5 protein-coding genes are annotated in these 18,819 nt (G+C 72.7%); all 5 read left to right on the plus strand.

Annotated elements, in window-relative coordinates; all coding sequences use genetic code 11:
* Nucleotides 1-13,705 (plus strand): DUF11 domain-containing protein (locus IPJ78_15960; GenBank protein ID MBK7908040.1); only part of this gene is annotated, 13,705 nt, incomplete at its 5' end.
* Nucleotides 13,705-15,258: an OmpA family protein gene (locus IPJ78_15965; protein MBK7908041.1), complete on the plus strand. Its 1,554-nt coding sequence runs from the start codon at nucleotides 13,705-13,707 to the stop codon at nucleotides 15,256-15,258. The genes IPJ78_15960 and IPJ78_15965, both read left to right, overlap by 1 nt.
* Before the next feature lie 45 nt (nucleotides 15,259-15,303).
* Nucleotides 15,304-16,692 (plus strand): Gfo/Idh/MocA family oxidoreductase, encoded by a 1,389-nt coding sequence (locus tag IPJ78_15970; protein MBK7908042.1) that lies wholly within the window; start codon nucleotides 15,304-15,306, stop codon nucleotides 16,690-16,692.
* Nucleotides 16,671-17,531: an NTP transferase domain-containing protein gene (locus IPJ78_15975; GenBank protein ID MBK7908043.1), complete on the plus strand. Its 861-nt coding sequence runs from the start codon at nucleotides 16,671-16,673 to the stop codon at nucleotides 17,529-17,531. The genes IPJ78_15970 and IPJ78_15975 overlap by 22 nt, the downstream gene beginning before the upstream one ends.
* Nucleotides 17,528-18,745 (plus strand): galactokinase, encoded by a 1,218-nt coding sequence (locus tag IPJ78_15980; protein MBK7908044.1) that lies wholly within the window; start codon nucleotides 17,528-17,530, stop codon nucleotides 18,743-18,745. Before IPJ78_15975 ends, IPJ78_15980 begins: the two co-directional genes overlap by 4 nt.
* The last annotated feature ends 74 nt before the right edge of the window (nucleotides 18,746-18,819 follow it).

Below are 18,819 nucleotides of genomic sequence, written 5' to 3' on the forward strand. Positions count from 1 at the left end.
CTCGATCACCAAGACCGACGGCGTGACGAGCGTCCTGCAGGGCGGGACCGTCACGTACACGATCGTCGCGTCGAACGCCGGGCCGAGTGCGGTGACCGGCGCGACGGTGAGCGACCTCCTCCCGGCCACGCTCGGCAGCGGCAGCTGGACCTGCAGCGCCAGCGCGGGCTCGGCCTGCGGCGCGGCCTCGGGCAGCGGCGACCTCACTGCGTCGATCGACCTGCTCGTGGGCGGCACGGCGACCTTCTCGTTCACCGCGACGGTGCTCGGGACCGGCACGCTGTCGAACACCGCCACGGTCACCGCGCCCGTGGGCGTGAACGACCCGGCGGGGAACAACAGCGCGACCGACGCCAACACCGTCGTGACGCCGACCGCGGACCTCGCGATCACCAAGACCGACGGCGTCACGGCGGTCAACCAGGACGGCACGCTCACCTACACGATCGTCGCGAGCAACCTCGGGCCGAGCGCGGTGACGGGCGCGATCGTGACCGACCTGCTCCCGTCGCAGCTCACCGGCGCGACCTGGACCTGCGCGGCGAGCGTGGGGTCGGCCTGCGCGGTCGCCTCGGGCGCCGGCGACATCAGCGCCAGCGTCGACCTGCTCGCCGGCGGCACCGCGACCTTCACCGTCACCGCGACGGCGTCGGGCAGCGGCACGATCACCAACACGGCGACGATCAACGCGCCGGTGGGCGTGAACGACCCCTCGGGCAACAACTCGGCGACGGACGGCAACACGGTGATCACGCCGACCGCCGACCTGTCGATCACCAAGACCGACGGCATCACGAGCGTCGTGCAGGGCGGGACGATCACGTACACGATCGTCGCGTCGAACGCGGGCCCGACGGCGGCGACCGGCGCGACGGTGACCGACCTGCTCCCGGCGCAGCTCTCGGGCGCGACCTGGAGCTGCACCGCCAGCGGCGGCTCGTCGTGCCCGGCGAGCGGCACCGGCGACCTGAACGCGACGGTCGACCTGCAGAGCGGCGGCACGGCGACGTTCACGGTCACCGCGACCGCCACGGGCGCGGGGCCGGTGACCAACACCGCGACCGTCACGGCGCCGGCGGGCGTGTTCGATCCGGCGGGGAACAACAGCGCGACCGACGCCAACACGGTCATCACCGCGACGAGCGACCTGTCGATCACCAAGACCGACGGCGTGACGTCGGTGGTGCAGGGCGCGACCGTGACCTACACGATCGTCGCGACCAACGGCGGCCCGTCGGCGGTGACCGGTGCGACGGTGAGCGATGCGCTCCCGGCGCAGCTCACGGGCGCGACCTGGACCTGCGTCGCGAGCGCCGGGTCCGCCTGCCCGGCGAGCGGCACGGGCGACCTGAACGCGAGCATCGACCTGCTGAGCGGCGGGACGGCGACGTTCAGCGTCACCGCGACGGTGACCGGCACCGGCACCATCAGCAACACGGCGACGATCACCGCGCCGGTGGGGGTGAACGACCCGGCCGGCAACAACAGCGCGACCGACGGCAACACGGTCGTCACGCCGACGGCCGACCTCTCGATCACCAAGACCGACGGCGTCACCAGCATCAATGAAGGCGGGACGATCACCTACACGATCGTCGCGAGCAACGCCGGTCCGAGCGCGGTGACGGGTGCGACGATCAGCGACCTGCTCCCGGGATCGCTCACCGGCGCGACCTGGACCTGCGCCGCGAGCGTCGGCTCGGCGTGCGCGGCGGCCTCGGGCTCGGGCGACATCGCGACGACGGTCGATCTCCTGTCCGGCGGCACGGCGACCTTCACGGTGACGGCGACGGTGACGGGCACCGGATCCCTCACCAACACCGCGACCATCGTCGCCCCGCCGGGCGTGAATGACCCGGCCGGGAACAACAGCGCGACGGACAACAACACCGTCATCACGCCGACGGCGGACCTGTCGATCACGAAGACCGACGGCGTGACGAGCGTGCTGCAGGGCGGGGCGCTCACCTATACGATCGTCGCGACCAACGCGGGCCCGAGCGACGTCACCGGCGCGACGGTCACCGACGTCTTCCCGGCGAACATCACCGTCAGCGGCTGGACCTGCTCGGCGAGCGCCGGCTCGGTCTGCCCGGCCAGCGGCACGGGGGACATCGCCGCGACCGTCGATCTCGTCGCGGGCGGCACGGCGACGTTCACCGTCACCGCGACGGCGACGGGGAACGGCACGATCACCAATACGGCGACCATCGCCGCGCCGGTGGGCGTGAACGACCCGGCCGGCGACAACAGCGCGACCGACGGCAACACCGTCATCACCGCGACGAGCGACCTGTCGATCACCAAGACCGACGGCGTGACGAGCGTGGTGCAGGGCGGGACGATCACCTACACGATCGTCGCGTCGAACGCGGGGCCGAGCGCGGTCGTCGGGGCGACGGTGACCGACGTGCTGCCGCTGCAGCTCACGGGCGCGACCTGGACCTGCGTGGCGAGCGCGGGCTCGGCCTGCCCGGCGAGCGGCACGGGCGACCTGAACGCGAGCGTCGACCTGGCGAGCGGTGGCACCGCGACCTTCACGCTCACCGCGACGGTGAGCGGCACGGGCACGCTCTCCAACGTCGCGTCGATCGCCGCACCGGTGGGCGTGAACGATCCGGCGACGAACAACAGCGCCACCGACGGCAACACGGTCATCACGCCGACGGCGGACCTGTCGGTCACGAAGACCGACGGCGTCACCGCGGTGAACGAGGGGGCGACGCTCACGTACACGATCGTCGTCGCGAACGCCGGTCCGTCCGATGTCACCGGCGCGACGGTCACCGACCTCCTGCCGGCGCAGCTCTCCGGCGCGACCTGGACCTGCACGGCGAGCGCGGGCTCGAGCTGCGCGCTCGGCGCCGGCGCCGGTGACATCAATACGAACGTCGACCTGCTGAGCGGCGGCACCGCGACCTTCGTCGTCACGGCGACGGTCTCCGGCACCGGCACGCTCTCCAACACCGCCACCGTCACCGCGCCGGGCGGCGTGAACGATCCGGCGGGGAACAACAGCGCCACCGACGGCAACACCGTCATCGCGCCGACCTCCGACCTCTCGATCACCAAGAGCGACGGCGTCGCCGCGGTGAACCAGGGCGGGACGCTCACCTACACCATCGTCGCGTCGAACGCCGGGCCGAGCGCGGTGACCGGCGCGACGGTGACCGACCTGCTCCCGGCGCAGCTCACCGGCGCGACCTGGACCTGCGCGGCGAGCGCCGGGTCGGTCTGCCCGGCGAGCGGCAGCGGCGACCTGAACGCGACGATCGACCTCCCGAGCGGCGGCACCGCCACCTTCACCGTCACCGCGACGGTGAGCGGCACCGGCACCATCAGCAACACCGCGACGATCACCGCACCGCCGGGAACGAACGATCCGGGCGCGAACAACGCGGCGACCGACGGCAACACCGTCATCACCGCGACCGCCGACCTCGCGATCACCAAGACCGACGGCGTCACCGCCGTGGTGCAGGGCGGGACGATCACGTACACGATCGTCGCGTCGAACGCCGGGCCGTCCGCGGTCACCGGCGCGACCGTCACCGACCTGCTCCCGGCGCAGCTCACCGGCGCGACCTGGACCTGCACCGCGAGCGCGGGCTCGGCCTGCCCGGCGAGCGGCAGCGGCGACATCAGCGCGACGGTGGACCTCGCCAGCGGCGGTTCGGCCACCTTCACCGTCACCGCGACGGTCACCGGCAGCGGCACGATCACCAACGCCGCGAGCATCACCGCGCCGCCGGGGATCAACGACCCGACCGCGAACAACAGCGCGACCGACGGCAACACCGTCATCACGCCGACCGCCGACCTGTCGATCACCAAGACCGACGGGGTCACGAGCATCAATGAAGGCGGGACGCTCACCTACACGATCGTCGTGGCCAATGCCGGCCCGTCGCCGGTCGTCGCGGCGACCGTCACCGATCTCCTCCCGGCGCAGCTGAGCGGTGCGACCTGGACCTGCGCCGCCAGCGCCGGCTCGGCCTGCCCGGCGAGTGGCACGGGTGACATCAGCGCGACGATCGACCTGCCGAGCGGCGGCACCGCGACCTTCACCGTCACGGCGACCGTCACCGGCACCGGCACCATCACCAACACCGCGACGGTCGCGGCACCGGTGGGCGTGAACGATCCGGCCGGCAACAACAGCGCGACCGACGGCAACACCGTCGTCGCGCCGACGTCCGACCTGTCGATCACCAAGACCGACGGCCTCGCGAACGTCACGCAGAACGGCACCGTCACCTACACGATCGTCGCGAGCAATGCCGGCCCGTCGCCGGTGTTCGGCGCGACGGTCACCGACCTGCTCCCGGCGCAGCTCACCGGGGCCACCTGGAGCTGCACCGCCAGCGCCGGCTCGGCCTGCCCGTCCAACGGCAGCGGGAACCTCAACGCCTCGGTGGACCTCCTCGCCGGCGGCAGCGCGACCTTCACCGTCACGGCGATCGCCACCGGCGCGGGCACGATCAGCAACACCGCGACGATCACCGCGCCGGTCGGCACGAACGATCCCACGGCGAACAACAGCGCCACCGACGGCAACACCGCGATCACCGCCCTCGCCGACCTGGCGATCACGAAGGCGCTCGGCTCCGGCACGCCGGTGCCGGGGCTCCCCGCGACGTATACCATCGCCGTGACCAACGCCGGACCGAGCGCGGTCACCGGCGCGACGGTCGTCGATGCCTTCCCGGCGATCCTCACCGGTGTCACCTGGACCTGCAGCGCCACGGCCGGCTCGGCCTGCGGCAGCGCGAGCGGCAGCGGCGACCTGAATGCCTCGGTCGATGTGCTCAGCGGCGGGACGGTCACCTTCACCGCGACGGGTACGATCGTCGCCGGCGCGACGGGGAGCCTCGTCAACACGGCGACGGTCACGGCGCCGCTCGGCGTCGCCGACCCCGCGGGGAACAACAGCGCCACCGCGACCGACCTGCTCGCACCGCGCGCCGACGTCGCGGTCTCGCAGACCGGGCCGGTGTCGGTCACGCCGGGCAACTCGATCACGTACAGCGTCACGGTGACGAACAACGGGCCGTCGGACGCGGTCGCGGTGGACGTCAACGCGGCCGAGCCCTCGGGCACGACCTTCGTGAGCAGCACCGGCGACTGCCCGGCGGGGATGCCGTGCTCGCTCGGCACCCTCGCGCCGGGTGAGACGCGGACCTTCACCATCACCTACGCGGTGCCGGGCGCCTATGCCGGCCCCGATCCCATCCAGCACGTCGTCACCGCGACGAGCATCACGGTCGATCCGGCGCTCGGCAACAACACGGCGGTCGCGTCGACCTCCACCGGCTCGCCGGTCGCCGACCTCTCGATCACCAAGACCGACGGCGCGGCCACCTCGGTGCCGGGCGCGCCGGTGACCTACACCATCACCGCCTCCAACGCGGGACCGAGCACCGCGCTCGGCGCGCTCGTGACGGATGACTTCCCGTCGGACATCGTCGGGGTGACGTGGACCTGCGCGGCGGCCGGCGGCGCGAGCTGCCCGGCGTCGGGCGCGGGGAACATCAGCGCGCTCGTGGACCTCCCCGCGGGCGGCAGTGTGGTCTTCACCGCGACCGGCACCGTGGCCGCGGGCGCGGTCGGCACGCTCGTGAACACGGCGACGGTCACGCCGCCCGCCGGCGTCTCCGATCCGTCGTCGGCCAACAACACCGACGTCAACTCGCTGGTGCCGAGCGCGGACCTCGCGATCACCAAGACGGGGCCGATCAACATCGTCCCGGGCTCGCCGCTCACGTATACGATCCAGGTGACGAACGTCGGACCGTCGAACGCGGCGAACGTCGTCGTCACCGACCCGACGCCGACCGGGCTCACGTTCGTGAGCACCGCGGGCGATTGCAGCACCGCCTTCCCCTGTGCGCTCGGCACGGTGCCGCCGGGCGCGACGCGCACCATCACGGTGAGCTATGCGGTGCCGGCCGACTACATCGCACCGGTGCCGGTGGTGAACACCGCGACCGTGTCGAGCTCCACGCCGGATCCGAACGCGGCCAACAACAGCGCGACGGTGAACACGCCGCTGGTGCCCACCGCCGACCTGCGCATCAGCAAGACCGATGGCGTGGCGAGCGTGGTGCAGGGCGCGACGCTCACGTACACGATCGTCGCGACGAACGACGGGCCCTCGGCGGTCACCGGCGCGACCGTCACCGACGTGCTCCCCTCCGGCCTCACCGGCGCGACGTGGACCTGCGCCACGAGCGGCGGCGCGGTCTGCCCGGCCTCGGGCAGCGGTGACCTCTCGGCCGTCGTCGATCTCCCGGCCTTCGCCATCGCGACGTTCACGGTGACGGGGACCGTCACGGGGGCGACGGCGCTCTCCAACACGGCGACCATCACCGGCCCGGTCGGCTACACCGATCCGTCCCTCGCGAACAACAGCGCGACCGACAACACCGCGGTCGTGCCGACGGTCGATCTCGCGATCACGAAGGTGCTCACGAGCGGCGCGCCCGTCCCGGGAGCCGCGGTGAGCTGGACGATCACGGTCAGCAATGCGGGACCGAGCGCGGTGACCGGTGCCACCGTGACCGACCTGGTGCCGGCGGCCGTGAGCGGTGCCACGTGGACCTGCGCGGCGACCGCCGGGTCCGCCTGCGCCGCGAGCGGTGCGGGGGACATCACGACGAGCGTCGATCTCCTCGCGGGGGGCTCGGCGACGTTCACGCTCACCGGCACGCTCGCGCCGAGCGCGACGGGCACCCTCGCCAACACGGCGACCGTCACCGCGCCGGTCGGCACGAACGATCCGGCGGGGAACAACAGCAGCAGCACGAGCGACGCGATCACGCCGCAAGCCGACGTGCAGGTGACGCAGACCGGGCCGGCCACCGCGGTCGCCGGCACCGACATCACCTACAGCGTGACGGTGACCAACGCGGGCCCGTCGGACGCGGCGAACGTGAGCATCACGGCGCCGGTGCCGAGCGGGCTCACGCTCGTGGGCACCGCGGGCGATTGCCCGGCCGGCTTCCCGTGCGCGCTCGGCACGTTGCCGCCCGGCGCGACGCGCACCTTCACGGTCACCTACACCGTGCCGAGCGGCTACGTCGCGCCGAATCCGATCGTGAGCACCGTGACGGCGGCGAGCTCCACGCCGGACCCGGTCGCGGGCAACAACGTCGCCGCCACCTCCACGGCGCTGGGCACCGGCGTCGCCGACCTGTCGATCACGAAGACCGACGGCGTGACGAGCGTGACGCAGGGCGATGCGCTGACCTATACGATCGTCGTCGCGAACAACGGCCCGAGTGATGTGGTCGGGGCAACGGTGGCCGATCCGCTCCCGGCGCAGCTCACCGGCGCGACCTGGACCTGCGCCGCGAGCGCCGGCTCGGCCTGCCCGGCGAGCGGCACCGGCGACCTGAACGCGACGGTCGATCTCGTGAACGGCGGCACGGCCACCTTCACCGTCACCGCGACGGTGAGCGGCACCGGCACCCTCACGAACACCGCGACCGTCACGGCACCGATCACCGTCGCCGACGCGCCGGGGAACAACAGCGCGACCGACGGCAACACCGTCGTCACGCCGACGGCGGACCTGTCGATCACCAAGACCGACGGCGTGACCGTCGCGGCGCAGGGCAGCACGCTCACCTACACGATCGTCGCCTCCAACGCGGGCCCGAGCGCGGTGGTGGGCGCGACCGTGAGCGATGTGCTGCCGGCCCAGCTGAGCGGCGCGACGTGGACCTGCGCCGCGAGCGCGGGCGCGGCCTGCCCGGCGAGCGGCACGGGCGACCTGAATGCGACGGTGGACCTCGCGAGCGGCGCCACCGCGACCTTCACCGTGACCGCGACGGTGAGCGGGACCGGGGCGCTCAGTAACACGGCGACCATCACCGCGCCGGTGGGGACCAACGATCCCGCGGGCAACAACAGCGCGACCGACGGCAACACCGTCATCACGCCGACGGCGGATCTGCGCATCACCAAGGATGACGGCGTCACCTCGGTCGTCGAGGGCGGCACGGTCACGTATACGATCGTCGTCACGAACGCGGGGCCGAGCGCCGTCACGGGCGCGACGGTGAGCGACGTGGTCCCGGCGCAGTTGAGCGGTGCGACGTGGAGCTGCGCCGCCAGCGCCGGCTCGGCCTGCCCGGCGAGCGGTACCGGCGATCTCGCGGCATCGGTCGATCTCGCGGTGGGTGGCACCGCCACCTTCACGCTCACCGCGACCGCCACGGGCACCGGCACGATCACGAACACCGCGACCGTCGCGCTCCCCGCGGGGATCGACGATCCGGTGCCGGGGGACAACACCGCGACCGACGCGAACACGGCGATCGTCCCGACCGCGGATCTCTCGATCACCAAGACCGACGGCGCCGCGACCGTCGTGCAGGGCGGGACCCTCACCTACACGATCGTCGCGACCAACGCCGGCCCGTCGGCCGTCGTCGGCGCGACCGTCACCGACCTGCTCCCCGCCGCGCTCTCGGGTGCGACCTGGAGCTGCGTGGCGAGCGCCGGCTCGGCCTGCCCGGCGAGCGGCACCGGTGACCTCAACGCGACGGTCGACCTGCTCGCGGGTGGCAGCGCCACCTTCACGCTCACCGCGACGGTGAGCGGCGCGGGGGCGATCACCAACACCGCGACCATCACCGCGCCGGTCGGCACGAACGATCCGGCGGGGAACAACAGCGCGACCGACGTCACCACGGCGACGGCGACGGCCGACCTGTCGATCACCAAGACCGACGGGCGCACGACGATCGCCGAGGGCGCGGTGGTGACGTATACCATCGTGGCCTCGAACGCCGGCCCGAGCGCGGTGACCGGCGCGACCGTCACCGACGTGATGCCGGCGCAGCTCGCCGACCCGTCATGGACCTGCGTCGCGTCGCCGGGCTCGTCCTGCGCCGTCCCCACCGGGGCCGGGAACATCGCCACGACGGTCGACCTCGCGGTCGGCGGCACGGCGACGTTCACGGTCTCGTCCATCGTGTCGGGCGGCGGCACGCTCACCAACACCGCGACCATCGCCGCGCCGCTCGGCGTGAACGATCCGCCGGCCAACAACAGCGCGAGCGACCTCACGCTCATCCAGCAGCCGGATCTCGCGCTGAGCAAGACGCACACGGGGACCTTCACCGTCGGGTTGCAGGGGACGTACACGCTCGCCGTGGAGAACGTCGGGCCGGCACCGACGAGCGGCACGACGACCGTCACCGACACGCTCCCGGCGGGCCTCACCTTCGTCTCGGCGACCGGCACCGATTGGACCTGCGGCGTCGGCGGCCAGGTCGTCACTTGCAGCACGCCCTCGCCGATCGCGGCGGGCGCGACGTCGACGATCACGCTGGTCACCGACATCGCGGCGGCGGCGCTGCCGAGCGTCACCAACCGCGCGCAGGTCGCGACGCCGGGCGACACCGATCCGGCGAACGACACCGCGTCGGACCTCACGGTCGTGACGCCGGCGATCGATCTCTCGATCACGAAGACCCCGGCCGGCGTCTTCCGCGTGGGCGGCACCGGCACCTACGAGATGGTGATCACCAACGTCGGCCCGGCGGCGACGGTGGGCGACATCACCGTCATCGATACGCTGCCCACCGGCCTCACGTACGTCGCGGCGGCCGGGCCGACCTGGAACTGCTCGGCGATCGGCGCGGTCGTCACCTGCGTGCGCACGTCGGCGCTGCTCCCCGGCGCGTCGGCCAGCTTCACGCTCACGGTCGGCGTGAGCGCGGCCGCGCTGCCGTCGGTCATCAACCGCGTCCTCGTCTCCACGCTCGGTGACGAGGTCTCGATCGGCAACAACGTCGCGACCACCTCGCCGGTGCTCGTCTCCGACCTCCAGCTGAGCGTCGAGAAGTCGGCGTCGCGCGGCGTCGTCGAGATCGCCGACGTCCTCGACTATCGCGTCGTCATCCGCGCGGGTGGCACCACCACGCCGACCGATGTCGTGCTCGACGATGCGCTCCCGTCCGGCTTCTCCTACGTGCCGGGCACCGCGCGCGTGGACGGCGTCGCGATCACCGATCCGACGGGCGGCCTCGGACCCCGGCTCCGCTTCACCATCGGCACGATCAACGCGGGCGACTCGGTCGCCGTGACCTATCGCCTGCGCGTCGGCGCGGGTGCGCGACTGGGTGACGGCATCAACCGCGCCGTCGCCTCGAGTGCCCTGGCCGGCTCGGTCTCCTCGACGGCGGCGGCCAAGGTGCGCGTGGAGGGTGGCGTCTTCACCGACCGCGCGATCGTGGTGGGCAAGGTCTTCATCGACTGCGAGTGCGACTCGCTCGCGGTGGTGCAGGGCGCGCACGAGATCGGCGTCCCGGGCGTGCGCCTGATCCTCGAGGACGGCACCGCGGTCATCACCGACGTCGAGGGCAAGTTCTCGATCTATGGATTGAGCCCGCGCCGCCACGTGCTGCGCGTGGACGAGCGCACGCTCCCGCCGGGCGCCGAGCTGATCGAGACGGGTCGTCGGAACGCCGGCGACGCGCGCAGCCGCTTCGTCGACCTGACGATGGGCGAACTCCACTCGGCGAGCTTCGCCATCCGGCGCACCGACGCGGTCGTGCGCGCGGTGCTCGACCGCCGCGCGCAGGGCGAGGTCAGCGGCCTCGTCGCCGACAGCGGGACGGTGATGATCGGCGGCACGCCGACCAGCACGAGCGTGGCCAGCGGCGTGGCGGCGATGCTCGGTGGCGGTGCGGCGACCAGTCCCGTCGCGCCGGGTGCTGTGGCCGGCGCGCCGGGAGTCGTGGCGGGCGCGATCGCGGGCACCGACTCGGTGCGCAGCGCCTACCGTCCGTTGCTCGCGACCGGCGTCCGCACCCTCGGCGACGGGCTGCAGACCTTCCTCCTGCGCCCCGACTCGTCGCGCGCCACCGCGCCGGCCAACGGGCACCGCCTCGATGTGCGCCTGCCCCAGGTCGCGCTCCCCGCCGATGGCGTGAGCGTGGTGCCGGTGGTCGTGCGCGTCGTCGATGCGCGCGGCACGCGGGTCTCGGCGCCCGGGCCGATCACGCTCGAGACGTCGCTCGGCCGCTGGCTCGTGGAGGACCTCGATCCGTCAGAGCCGGGGGTGCAGACCACCATCGGCGACAGCGGGGCGGTGTTCCAGCTGGCCGCACCCACGCAGGCCGGCGAGGGCGAGGTGCGCATCACCAGCGACGCGCTGCAGACCACGCAGCACATCTACTTCGCCGCCGCCGAGCAGGCCTTGCTCGCGACCGGCGTCGTGCAGGCACGCCTCTCGCTCCGGTCGCTCTCCACCGGCGCCCTCGCGCCGGCCCGCTCGGAGGATGGCTTCGAGGAGGTCCTCCGCGACGTCGCCGTCGCGAGCGCCGATGGCGACCTCCGCGCCGGGGCGCGCGGCGCCCTCTACCTCCGTGGCAAGGTGAAGGGCGACTATCTGCTCACGCTCGCCTTCGACTCCGAGCGCGAGGAGTACGAGCGCCTCAAGCGTGACATCCGGCCGGACGAGTTCTATCCGGTGTACGGCGACGCCTCGGTGCGCGAGTTCGACGCGCAGTCGGCGGGTCGCTTCTACGTGCGCGTGGACAAGGACCGCAGCTACTTCCTCTACGGCGACTTCTCCACGCCGTCGGCGGTCGACGGACGCGTGCTCAGCGCATACGATCGCACCCTCACCGGCGCCCGTCAGCACCTCGAGGGCAGCCGCGGCGTGCTCGACGTGTTCGCGAGCCAGGGCCGCCTCGCGCAGGTCGTGGATGAGCTGCGCGGACTCGGCATCTCGGGCCCGTACACGCTCCGGCGGCGCGACGTGCGCCTCAACACCGAGCGCGTCGAGATCATCACGCGCGACCGCAACCAGCCGAGCCTCGTCGTCCGCACCGAACCGCAACAGCGGTTCAGCGACTATACGCTCGAGCCGTTCACCGGCCGGATCATCTTCCGCCGCCCGGTGCCGAGCCTCGATGCCGACCTCAATCCCGTCTCGATCCGCGTCATCTATGAGGTGGAGCAGGGCGGGGAGGCGTACTGGCAGGCCGGCGTCTCCGGCCAGACCCGCGTCACCCAGCGACTCGAACTGGGCGGCACGGTCGTGCGCGATGCCGCGCCGGGCAACGCCCGTTCGCTGCTCGGCCTCACCGCCACGGTGCAGCTCGCCGAGGGGACCTTCCTGCTCGCCGAGGCGGCGCAGACCGACGGCGACAGCCTCGCGCGCGGCGCTGCGTCGCGGCTCGAGCTGCGCCATCGCTCGACGCGCGTCGAGGCGCGCGTCTTCGCCGGTCGGTCGGACTCCGCCTTCGCCAACCTCTCCTCGACCTTCCAGGGCGGCCGCACCGAGCTCGGCGGGCGCGGGACCTACACGCTCGACCCGCGCACGCGCGTGATGGCCGAGGCACTCCGCACGGCGGACAACGTCACCGGCGGGCGTCGTGACGGCGTCATGCTCGGCGTCGAGCGCGCCTTCTACCAGCGTCTCCGCGTTGAGGCCGGCTTCCGCCATGCGTCGGAGACGACCACGCCGACGACGGCCACCACGCTCGGCGCCACGCCCAACGCGACCAACGCGCTCCGCACCCGCATCACCGCCGAGATCGCGAAGGAACGCCGCGCCTCGGTGTGGGGCGAGTTCGAGCAGGACATCCAGGAGGCCGACCAGCGTCGCGCCGCGCTCGGCGCCGACCTGCTCGTCGCCAAGCGGACGCGCCTCTACGGCCGCCACGAGTTCCTCTCGTCCTTCGCCGGCCCGTACGCGCTCAACGGCGCGCAGGGCACGGCGCAGACGGTGTTCGGCATCGACACCGACTATCTCGTCGGCAACCAGGCCTTCACCGAGTATCGCGCGCGCGATGCCTTCGCGGGCCGTGACGCCGAGGCGGCCATCGGGCTCCGGAACCGTTGGACCGTCGCGCAGGGCTTCGTCCTCAACTCCTCCTTCGAGCGCGTGGAGCGCCTGAAGGGGACCGGCGAGGAGGCCACGGCGGTCACCGGCGGCGTGGAGTACACCCGCAACCCGCTCTGGCGCGGCACCGCGCGCCTCGAGTTCCGCGATGCCACCGGCGGCGACAGCTGGCTCGGCACGCTCGGCTACGCCCGCAAGGTCAGCCGTGACCTGACCCTGCTCGGGCGCTCGCTCTACAGCGTCGTCGCCGACCAGCAGGTGCAGAGCCGCAGCCAGCTTGGCGTCGCCTTCCGCCAGACCGACACCGACCGCTGGAACGCGCTCGCGCGCTACGAGTACCGGTACGAGGAGAGCACGCCGACGGGGCTCACGGCCTCCCTCAGCCGCGCGCACATCCTCTCGGCGCACGCGAACGTCCGTCTGCGGTCTAACGTGACCGTCACCGGCCAGTACGCGACCAAGTTCGGTCGCGACGTGCTCGGCGGGATCGGGTCGCGCCAGAACGCGCAGCTGCTGAGCGCGCGCGGCCTCGTGGACCTCTCCAAGGATTGGGACGCCGCGCTGATCGGGCGCGCGCTCTTCGCCGGGAGCATCGACGACCGCGAGTACGGCCTGGGCGCCGAGCTCGGCCGGCGCCTCGCGCGCAACATGCGCCTCGCGGTCGGCGCGAACTTCTTCGGCGTGCAGTCGGCGGGGCTCACCGACGCCAACAGCACGCAGCGCGGGCTCTACATCGACCTTGGCTGGAAGTTCGCCGAGGATATCTTCGGGGCTCCCGCACCGACGCCGACAACGGCACCGGTCCCGGCCGCCGCCCCCGTTCCCTCGCCCCGCCCCTGATGCGCATTGCCGTCGTGCCCCGTCGGTCCCGTCTGCTCGGCGCGCTCGCGCTGGTCGGGCTGGCCTTGGCGTGCACGCCGGCCGCGACCGGGCCGTCGGGGCTCAGCACGTCGGCGGCGCGGATCACCGACGAGGCCATCGCCGGGGATCTCGCCCTGCTCCGCGCCTGGCAGCAGCGGCTGGATGTGGTCGCCGCGACCCCGTCGCGCGATCCCGCGCGCCGGTACCTCACGGCCAAGGCGAACGCCTGGCTCGCCTTCGCGCGCGAGGAGTACTGGGCGAACGACCGCGGCCCGGTGATCGAGGAGAGCGTCGCGCAGGCCTCGCGGCTCCTCGGCGTGCTCGTCCTCTCGCGACCGCAGGCGGTGGAAGCCACCACGCCGCTCATCTCGGGGACGCGGAAGGTCCGGCCGGACCTGTGGGACGAGGTCCGGCGTTTCAAGGCGCACCCGCGTTTCGAGCTCGTCGCGGAGGAGGTCGCGCAGCTCGAGATCGAGCTCGTGCGTGCCGGCCACGATGCGGCCGAGGGCGCCGCGTGCAGCGCGGAGCCGCACGAGCGGCGCGCGACGTCGCTCGAGGCGTTCGTGGACAGCGTGCTCCGCTTCGCACCGCCGCCGGTGCCGGTCACGCCCGTCGTGCCGCTCCCCGCGCCCGAGGTCATCCCCGACCGCGATGGCGACGGCGTCCCGGACGCGATGGACTGCTGCCCCAACACGCCGGCCGGCAAGATGGTCGATGCCAGCGGCTGCCCCGAGCCGACGCCGCAGACGCAGACGGTCCTCGAGGGCCTCGAGTTCGCGATCGACCGCTCGGCGCTGCGTCCGCGCTCCCGCGAGATCCTCGACAGCGTGGTCATCGAGTTGCAGCGGCGACCGACGATCCCGGTCGAAGTGAGCGGCCACACCGACTTCATGGGCGAGGACGACTACAACCGGCAGTTGTCGGCCGCGCGCGCGCGCGCGGTACGCGCTTATCTCGTCGCCAAGGGCGTCGATTCCACGCGGATCACCGCGGTGGGGTACGGCGAGGCCCGTCCGCGCGACACCAACGCGACGTCGGCCGGCCGCCAGCGGAACCGTCGCGTGGAGCTCACCTGGCAGCTCCCGGTCCTCCTCGACCTCCTGCCGTCCTGCGCCGAGCCGACCGCCGAGGTCGCACCGCCGCCGACCGTCGCCGATGTCACCGCGGTCACCCCGAGCGGGGCCGCGGCGATCCGGCTGGACGCGGTGTACTTCGAGACCGCGATGACGAATCTCGACGCCGATGCCATCCAGCGGCTGGATCGCGTCGCCCGCGAGCTCGAGGGGCGCACCGGCTACACGATCGACGTCGATGGGCACGCGGACGACGTCGGGTTCGGCGAATCCAACTTCGCCCTGTCGCTCGCCCGCGCGTACCGGGTGCGGACCTACCTGATGGGGCGCGGCATCCCGGGGGAGCGGCTCATCGTCCACGGCTATGGCGCCGAGCGACCCGCCGTGACCGGGCGCAACGATGCGGCGCGGGCGCGCAATCGCCGCGTCGAGCTGACCTTCCGCGCCGCGCCGGACTGAGCCGTCCGTCTCGCGGGACGGGTGCGGCGACGGCATCTTTCCCTGATGACCGACTCCTCCCTGAACCGTCGCGACCTGCTCAAGCAGGCGCTCCTCACCGGCGCCGCGATCACCGGCGCCAGCGCGCTCTCGCCCCTCCCGGCCATCGCCGAGGACATCACGGCGGCCGCCGCGCCGGACGCGGCGCCCGCGAGGACCAACTTCGCCCGCACCATGAAGGGCGTCCCCTTCGCGCGGCACGAGACGGTCCGCATCGGGATCGTCGGCACGGGACTCCGCGGCCGGAGCGTGCTCTCGGAGCTGCTCGCGATCGACAACGTGCGCATCGTCGCCGTCGCCGACACCGTGGCCGACAAGGCCGCGCGCGCGGTGAAGATGTGCACCGACGCTGGTCAGGCTGCGCCCGCCGTGTACACCAATGGCGAGCGCGACTTCGAGCGCCTCGTGGCGCGCGACGACATCGACTTCGTCTACACGGCCACGCCGTGGGAGTGGCATGTGCCGGTCCTGCTCGCCGCGCTCCGGAACGGCAAGCACTGCGGCGCCGAATGCCCGGTGGGTTCGACGCTCCGGGACCTGTGGGCCCTCGTCGATGCCTCGGAGCAGGCGCAGCGTCACTGCCTGCAGCTCGAGAACTGCAACTACGGCTACAACGAGATGATGGTGAACCGCCTCGTCCACGACGGCGTCCTCGGCGAGGTGCTGTACGGGTCGGCGGCGTACCTGCACGACCTGCGGCACATCCTGTTCGAGGATCGCGATGAAGGGCTCTGGCGCCGCGGCTGGCACACTCGGATGAACGGCAACCTGTACCCGACGCACGGCCTCGGACCGGTGGCGTGGTACATGGATCTCAACGCGGGCGACCGCATGACCTACCTCGTCTCCATGAGCACGCCGGAGCGCGGGCTGTCGCTGCATCGCGAGGCGACGGTGAGCGACCGGTCGAACCCCAAGTGGAACGAGCGCTACGTCACGGGCGATCTCAACTCGTCGCTCATCATGACGTCCAAGGGGCGCAACATCCTCCTGCAGCACGACGTCTCCAACCCGCGTCCGTACTCCCGCCTCAACGGGGTGCAGGGGACGAAGGGAGTGTTCGAGGACTACCCGGCGCGCATCTACGTGGAAGGGCAGCAGGGCGGCGAGCGCTTCACCGGCATCGACGAGTGGAAGAAGACGCACGAGCATCCGCTCTGGACGCGCGTGGGCGAGCTCGCGCGCAAGAAGGGCGGACACGGCGGGATGGACTTCATCATGGCGTACCGGCTGGTGGAGTGCATGCGCGAGGGGATCGTGCCGGACTACGACGTCTATGACGCCGCCAGCTGGAGCGCCCCGATGCCGCTCAGCCAGATGTCCGTCGCCAAGGGATCGGCACCCATGAAGTTCCCCGACTTCACCCGCGGCGAATGGGCCAAGCCGAAGGCCTGACGCGCGCCACCACCGCGGTGATCCTCGCGCGCGGCCTCGGCACGCGCATGCGTGCCGATGACGGCGCGCCGCTCACCGAGGAGCAGCGTGCGGCCGCGGCCGCCGGGGCGAAGGGACTCATGCCGGTCGGGGGATTCCCCCTGCTCGACCATGTGCTCTCCGCCCTCGCCGATGGCGGCATCACCGATGTCGTCTTCGTCGTGGCGCCGCGGGAGACGGCGCTCCGTGGCCGCTACCTCGGCGAGGCCCGCCCCACGCGGCTGCGCGTGCACTTCGCGGTGCAGCTCGATCCGCGCGGCACCGCCGACGCGCTCAACGCGGCGCGCGAGGTGGTCGATGCGATCGGTCCGCATGACGCCCAGGGGCGCGCGCACTTCCTGATGTGCAACGCCGACAACCTCTACCCGGTGGAGTCGATCGCCGCGCTCGTCGCGCTCGACGGGCCGGGGCTCATCGCCTACGAGGCCGGCGCGCTCGCGAACCTGGGCAACATCGAACCCGCGCGCGTGATGGCGTTCGCGCTGCTCGACCTCGCCGGCGACGACACGTTGCGGGATCTCGTGGAGAAGCCGACGGCCGACCATCCGCTCGCGCGGGCGCGGGACCACTGGGTGTCGATGAACCTCTTCCGCTTCGAGTCGTCGATCTTCGACGACTGCGCCGCCCTCACGCCCTCGGTGCGGGGCGAACTCGAGCTCACCGATGCGGTGCGGACGGCGATCGGGCGCGGCGTGCGGTTCCGCGCCATCCGCCAGCGGCTCCCGGTGCTCGACCTCTCGCGGCGTAGCGACGTCGCGTCGATGGAATCGCGGCTCGCGGGCCGCGTCCCGCGCCCATGAGCGAGGGCACGCGCACCCTCTTCGTGCCGGGCCGCATCGAGCTCTTCGGCAAGCACGTCGACTACGGCGGTGGGCCATCGCTCACCTGCGCGGTGGGGGCGGGGATCACCGCCGAGTATGAGCCGATCGAGAAGCCGGTGCTCGAGGTGGAGGATCTGCAGACCGGACGCCGTGCGCGACTGCCGCTCCGCCGCGATGCGCGTTCCGGCGGCGCCCATGGCGGCACCTACGTCTCCGCCGTCGCCCGCCGGATGGCGCGCGACTTCGCGCCGCTCAAGGTGGGTCTGCGCGTGCGGACCTCGAGCGATCTGCCGCGCTCGTCGGGGCTCTCGAGTTCGAGCGCCTTCGTCGTCATGCTCGCCGCCGCCGTCGCGGACGTGAACCGGCTCGCCGAGCGACGGGCCTGGAAGGACCATCTCGCCGACCCGCTGGCGTTCGCCGAGTACTGCGCCGCGATCGAGGGTGGGGGGCCGTGGGGGCCGTTCGCCGGCGACGTGGGGGTGGGCACGCGCGGGGGCGCGCAGGACCACATCGCCATCGTCTGCAACCGGGCCGATGCGGTCGGGGCGTATCGTTACCTCCCCGCCGCGGTGGTCGGTCGCGCGCCATTCCCCGCGCACTGGAGCCTCCTCGTCGGCGTGAGCGGCGTGCGCGCCACCAAGACGGGCGGCGCGCGCGACGACTACAATCGCGCGTCGGACACGGTACGGCACCTCCTCGCGCTCTGGAATGCGGGCACCGGTCGGCTCGACCAGTCGCTCGGGAGCGCGTTGCATTCGTCGCCCGATGCGGCCGAGCGGCTCACGGCGCTCGCGCGCAACGGGTCGGACGCTCCCTGGTTCCTCGCGCGCATCGAGCAGTTCCGCGCAGAGACGGAGCGGATCGTCCCGGAGGCGCTGCAGGCCTTCGCCGCCGCCGACGGCGCCTGGCTCGGGCGCCTCGCGGTGGAGTCGCAGCAGCGCGCCGAGACGGCGCTGCGCAACCAGATCCCCGAGACGAGCTTCCTCGCGCGATCGGCGATGGCGGCGGGCGCGCACGCGGCCTCGGCGTTCGGGGCGGGGTTCGGCGGTGCGGTGTGGGCGGTGGTCGACACGCTGCGCGCCGAGTCGGTGCGCGAGGAGTGGCGTCGGTCCTACGCGGCCGCCTTCCCGACGCGAGCGACCAAGGCCGACTGGCTCGTGCTGCGGCCCGGCGCGGGCGTCGTGCTGCCGTGAGCACCCCGGAGCGACCTCCCCTCTCGCGCAACGTCCGTGCGCTCGCCACGGTGAGCTTCTTCACCGACGTGGCG

The organism is Gemmatimonadota bacterium (assembly GCA_016714015.1).
GTDB lineage: Bacteria > Gemmatimonadota > Gemmatimonadetes > Gemmatimonadales > Gemmatimonadaceae > Pseudogemmatithrix.

Excerpts from the sequence above, each read along its gene's own strand:
- IPJ78_15965 (MBK7908041.1), top strand. The coding sequence starts at position 13,705 with ATGCGCATTGCCGTCGTGCCCCGTCGGTCCCGTCTGCTCGGCGCGCTC.
- IPJ78_15970 (MBK7908042.1), top strand. The coding sequence starts at position 15,304 with ATGACCGACTCCTCCCTGAACCGTCGCGACCTGCTCAAGCAGGCGCTC.
- IPJ78_15975 (MBK7908043.1), top strand. The coding sequence starts at position 16,671 with ATGGGCCAAGCCGAAGGCCTGACGCGCGCCACCACCGCGGTGATCCTC.
- IPJ78_15980 (MBK7908044.1), top strand. The coding sequence starts at position 17,528 with ATGAGCGAGGGCACGCGCACCCTCTTCGTGCCGGGCCGCATCGAGCTC.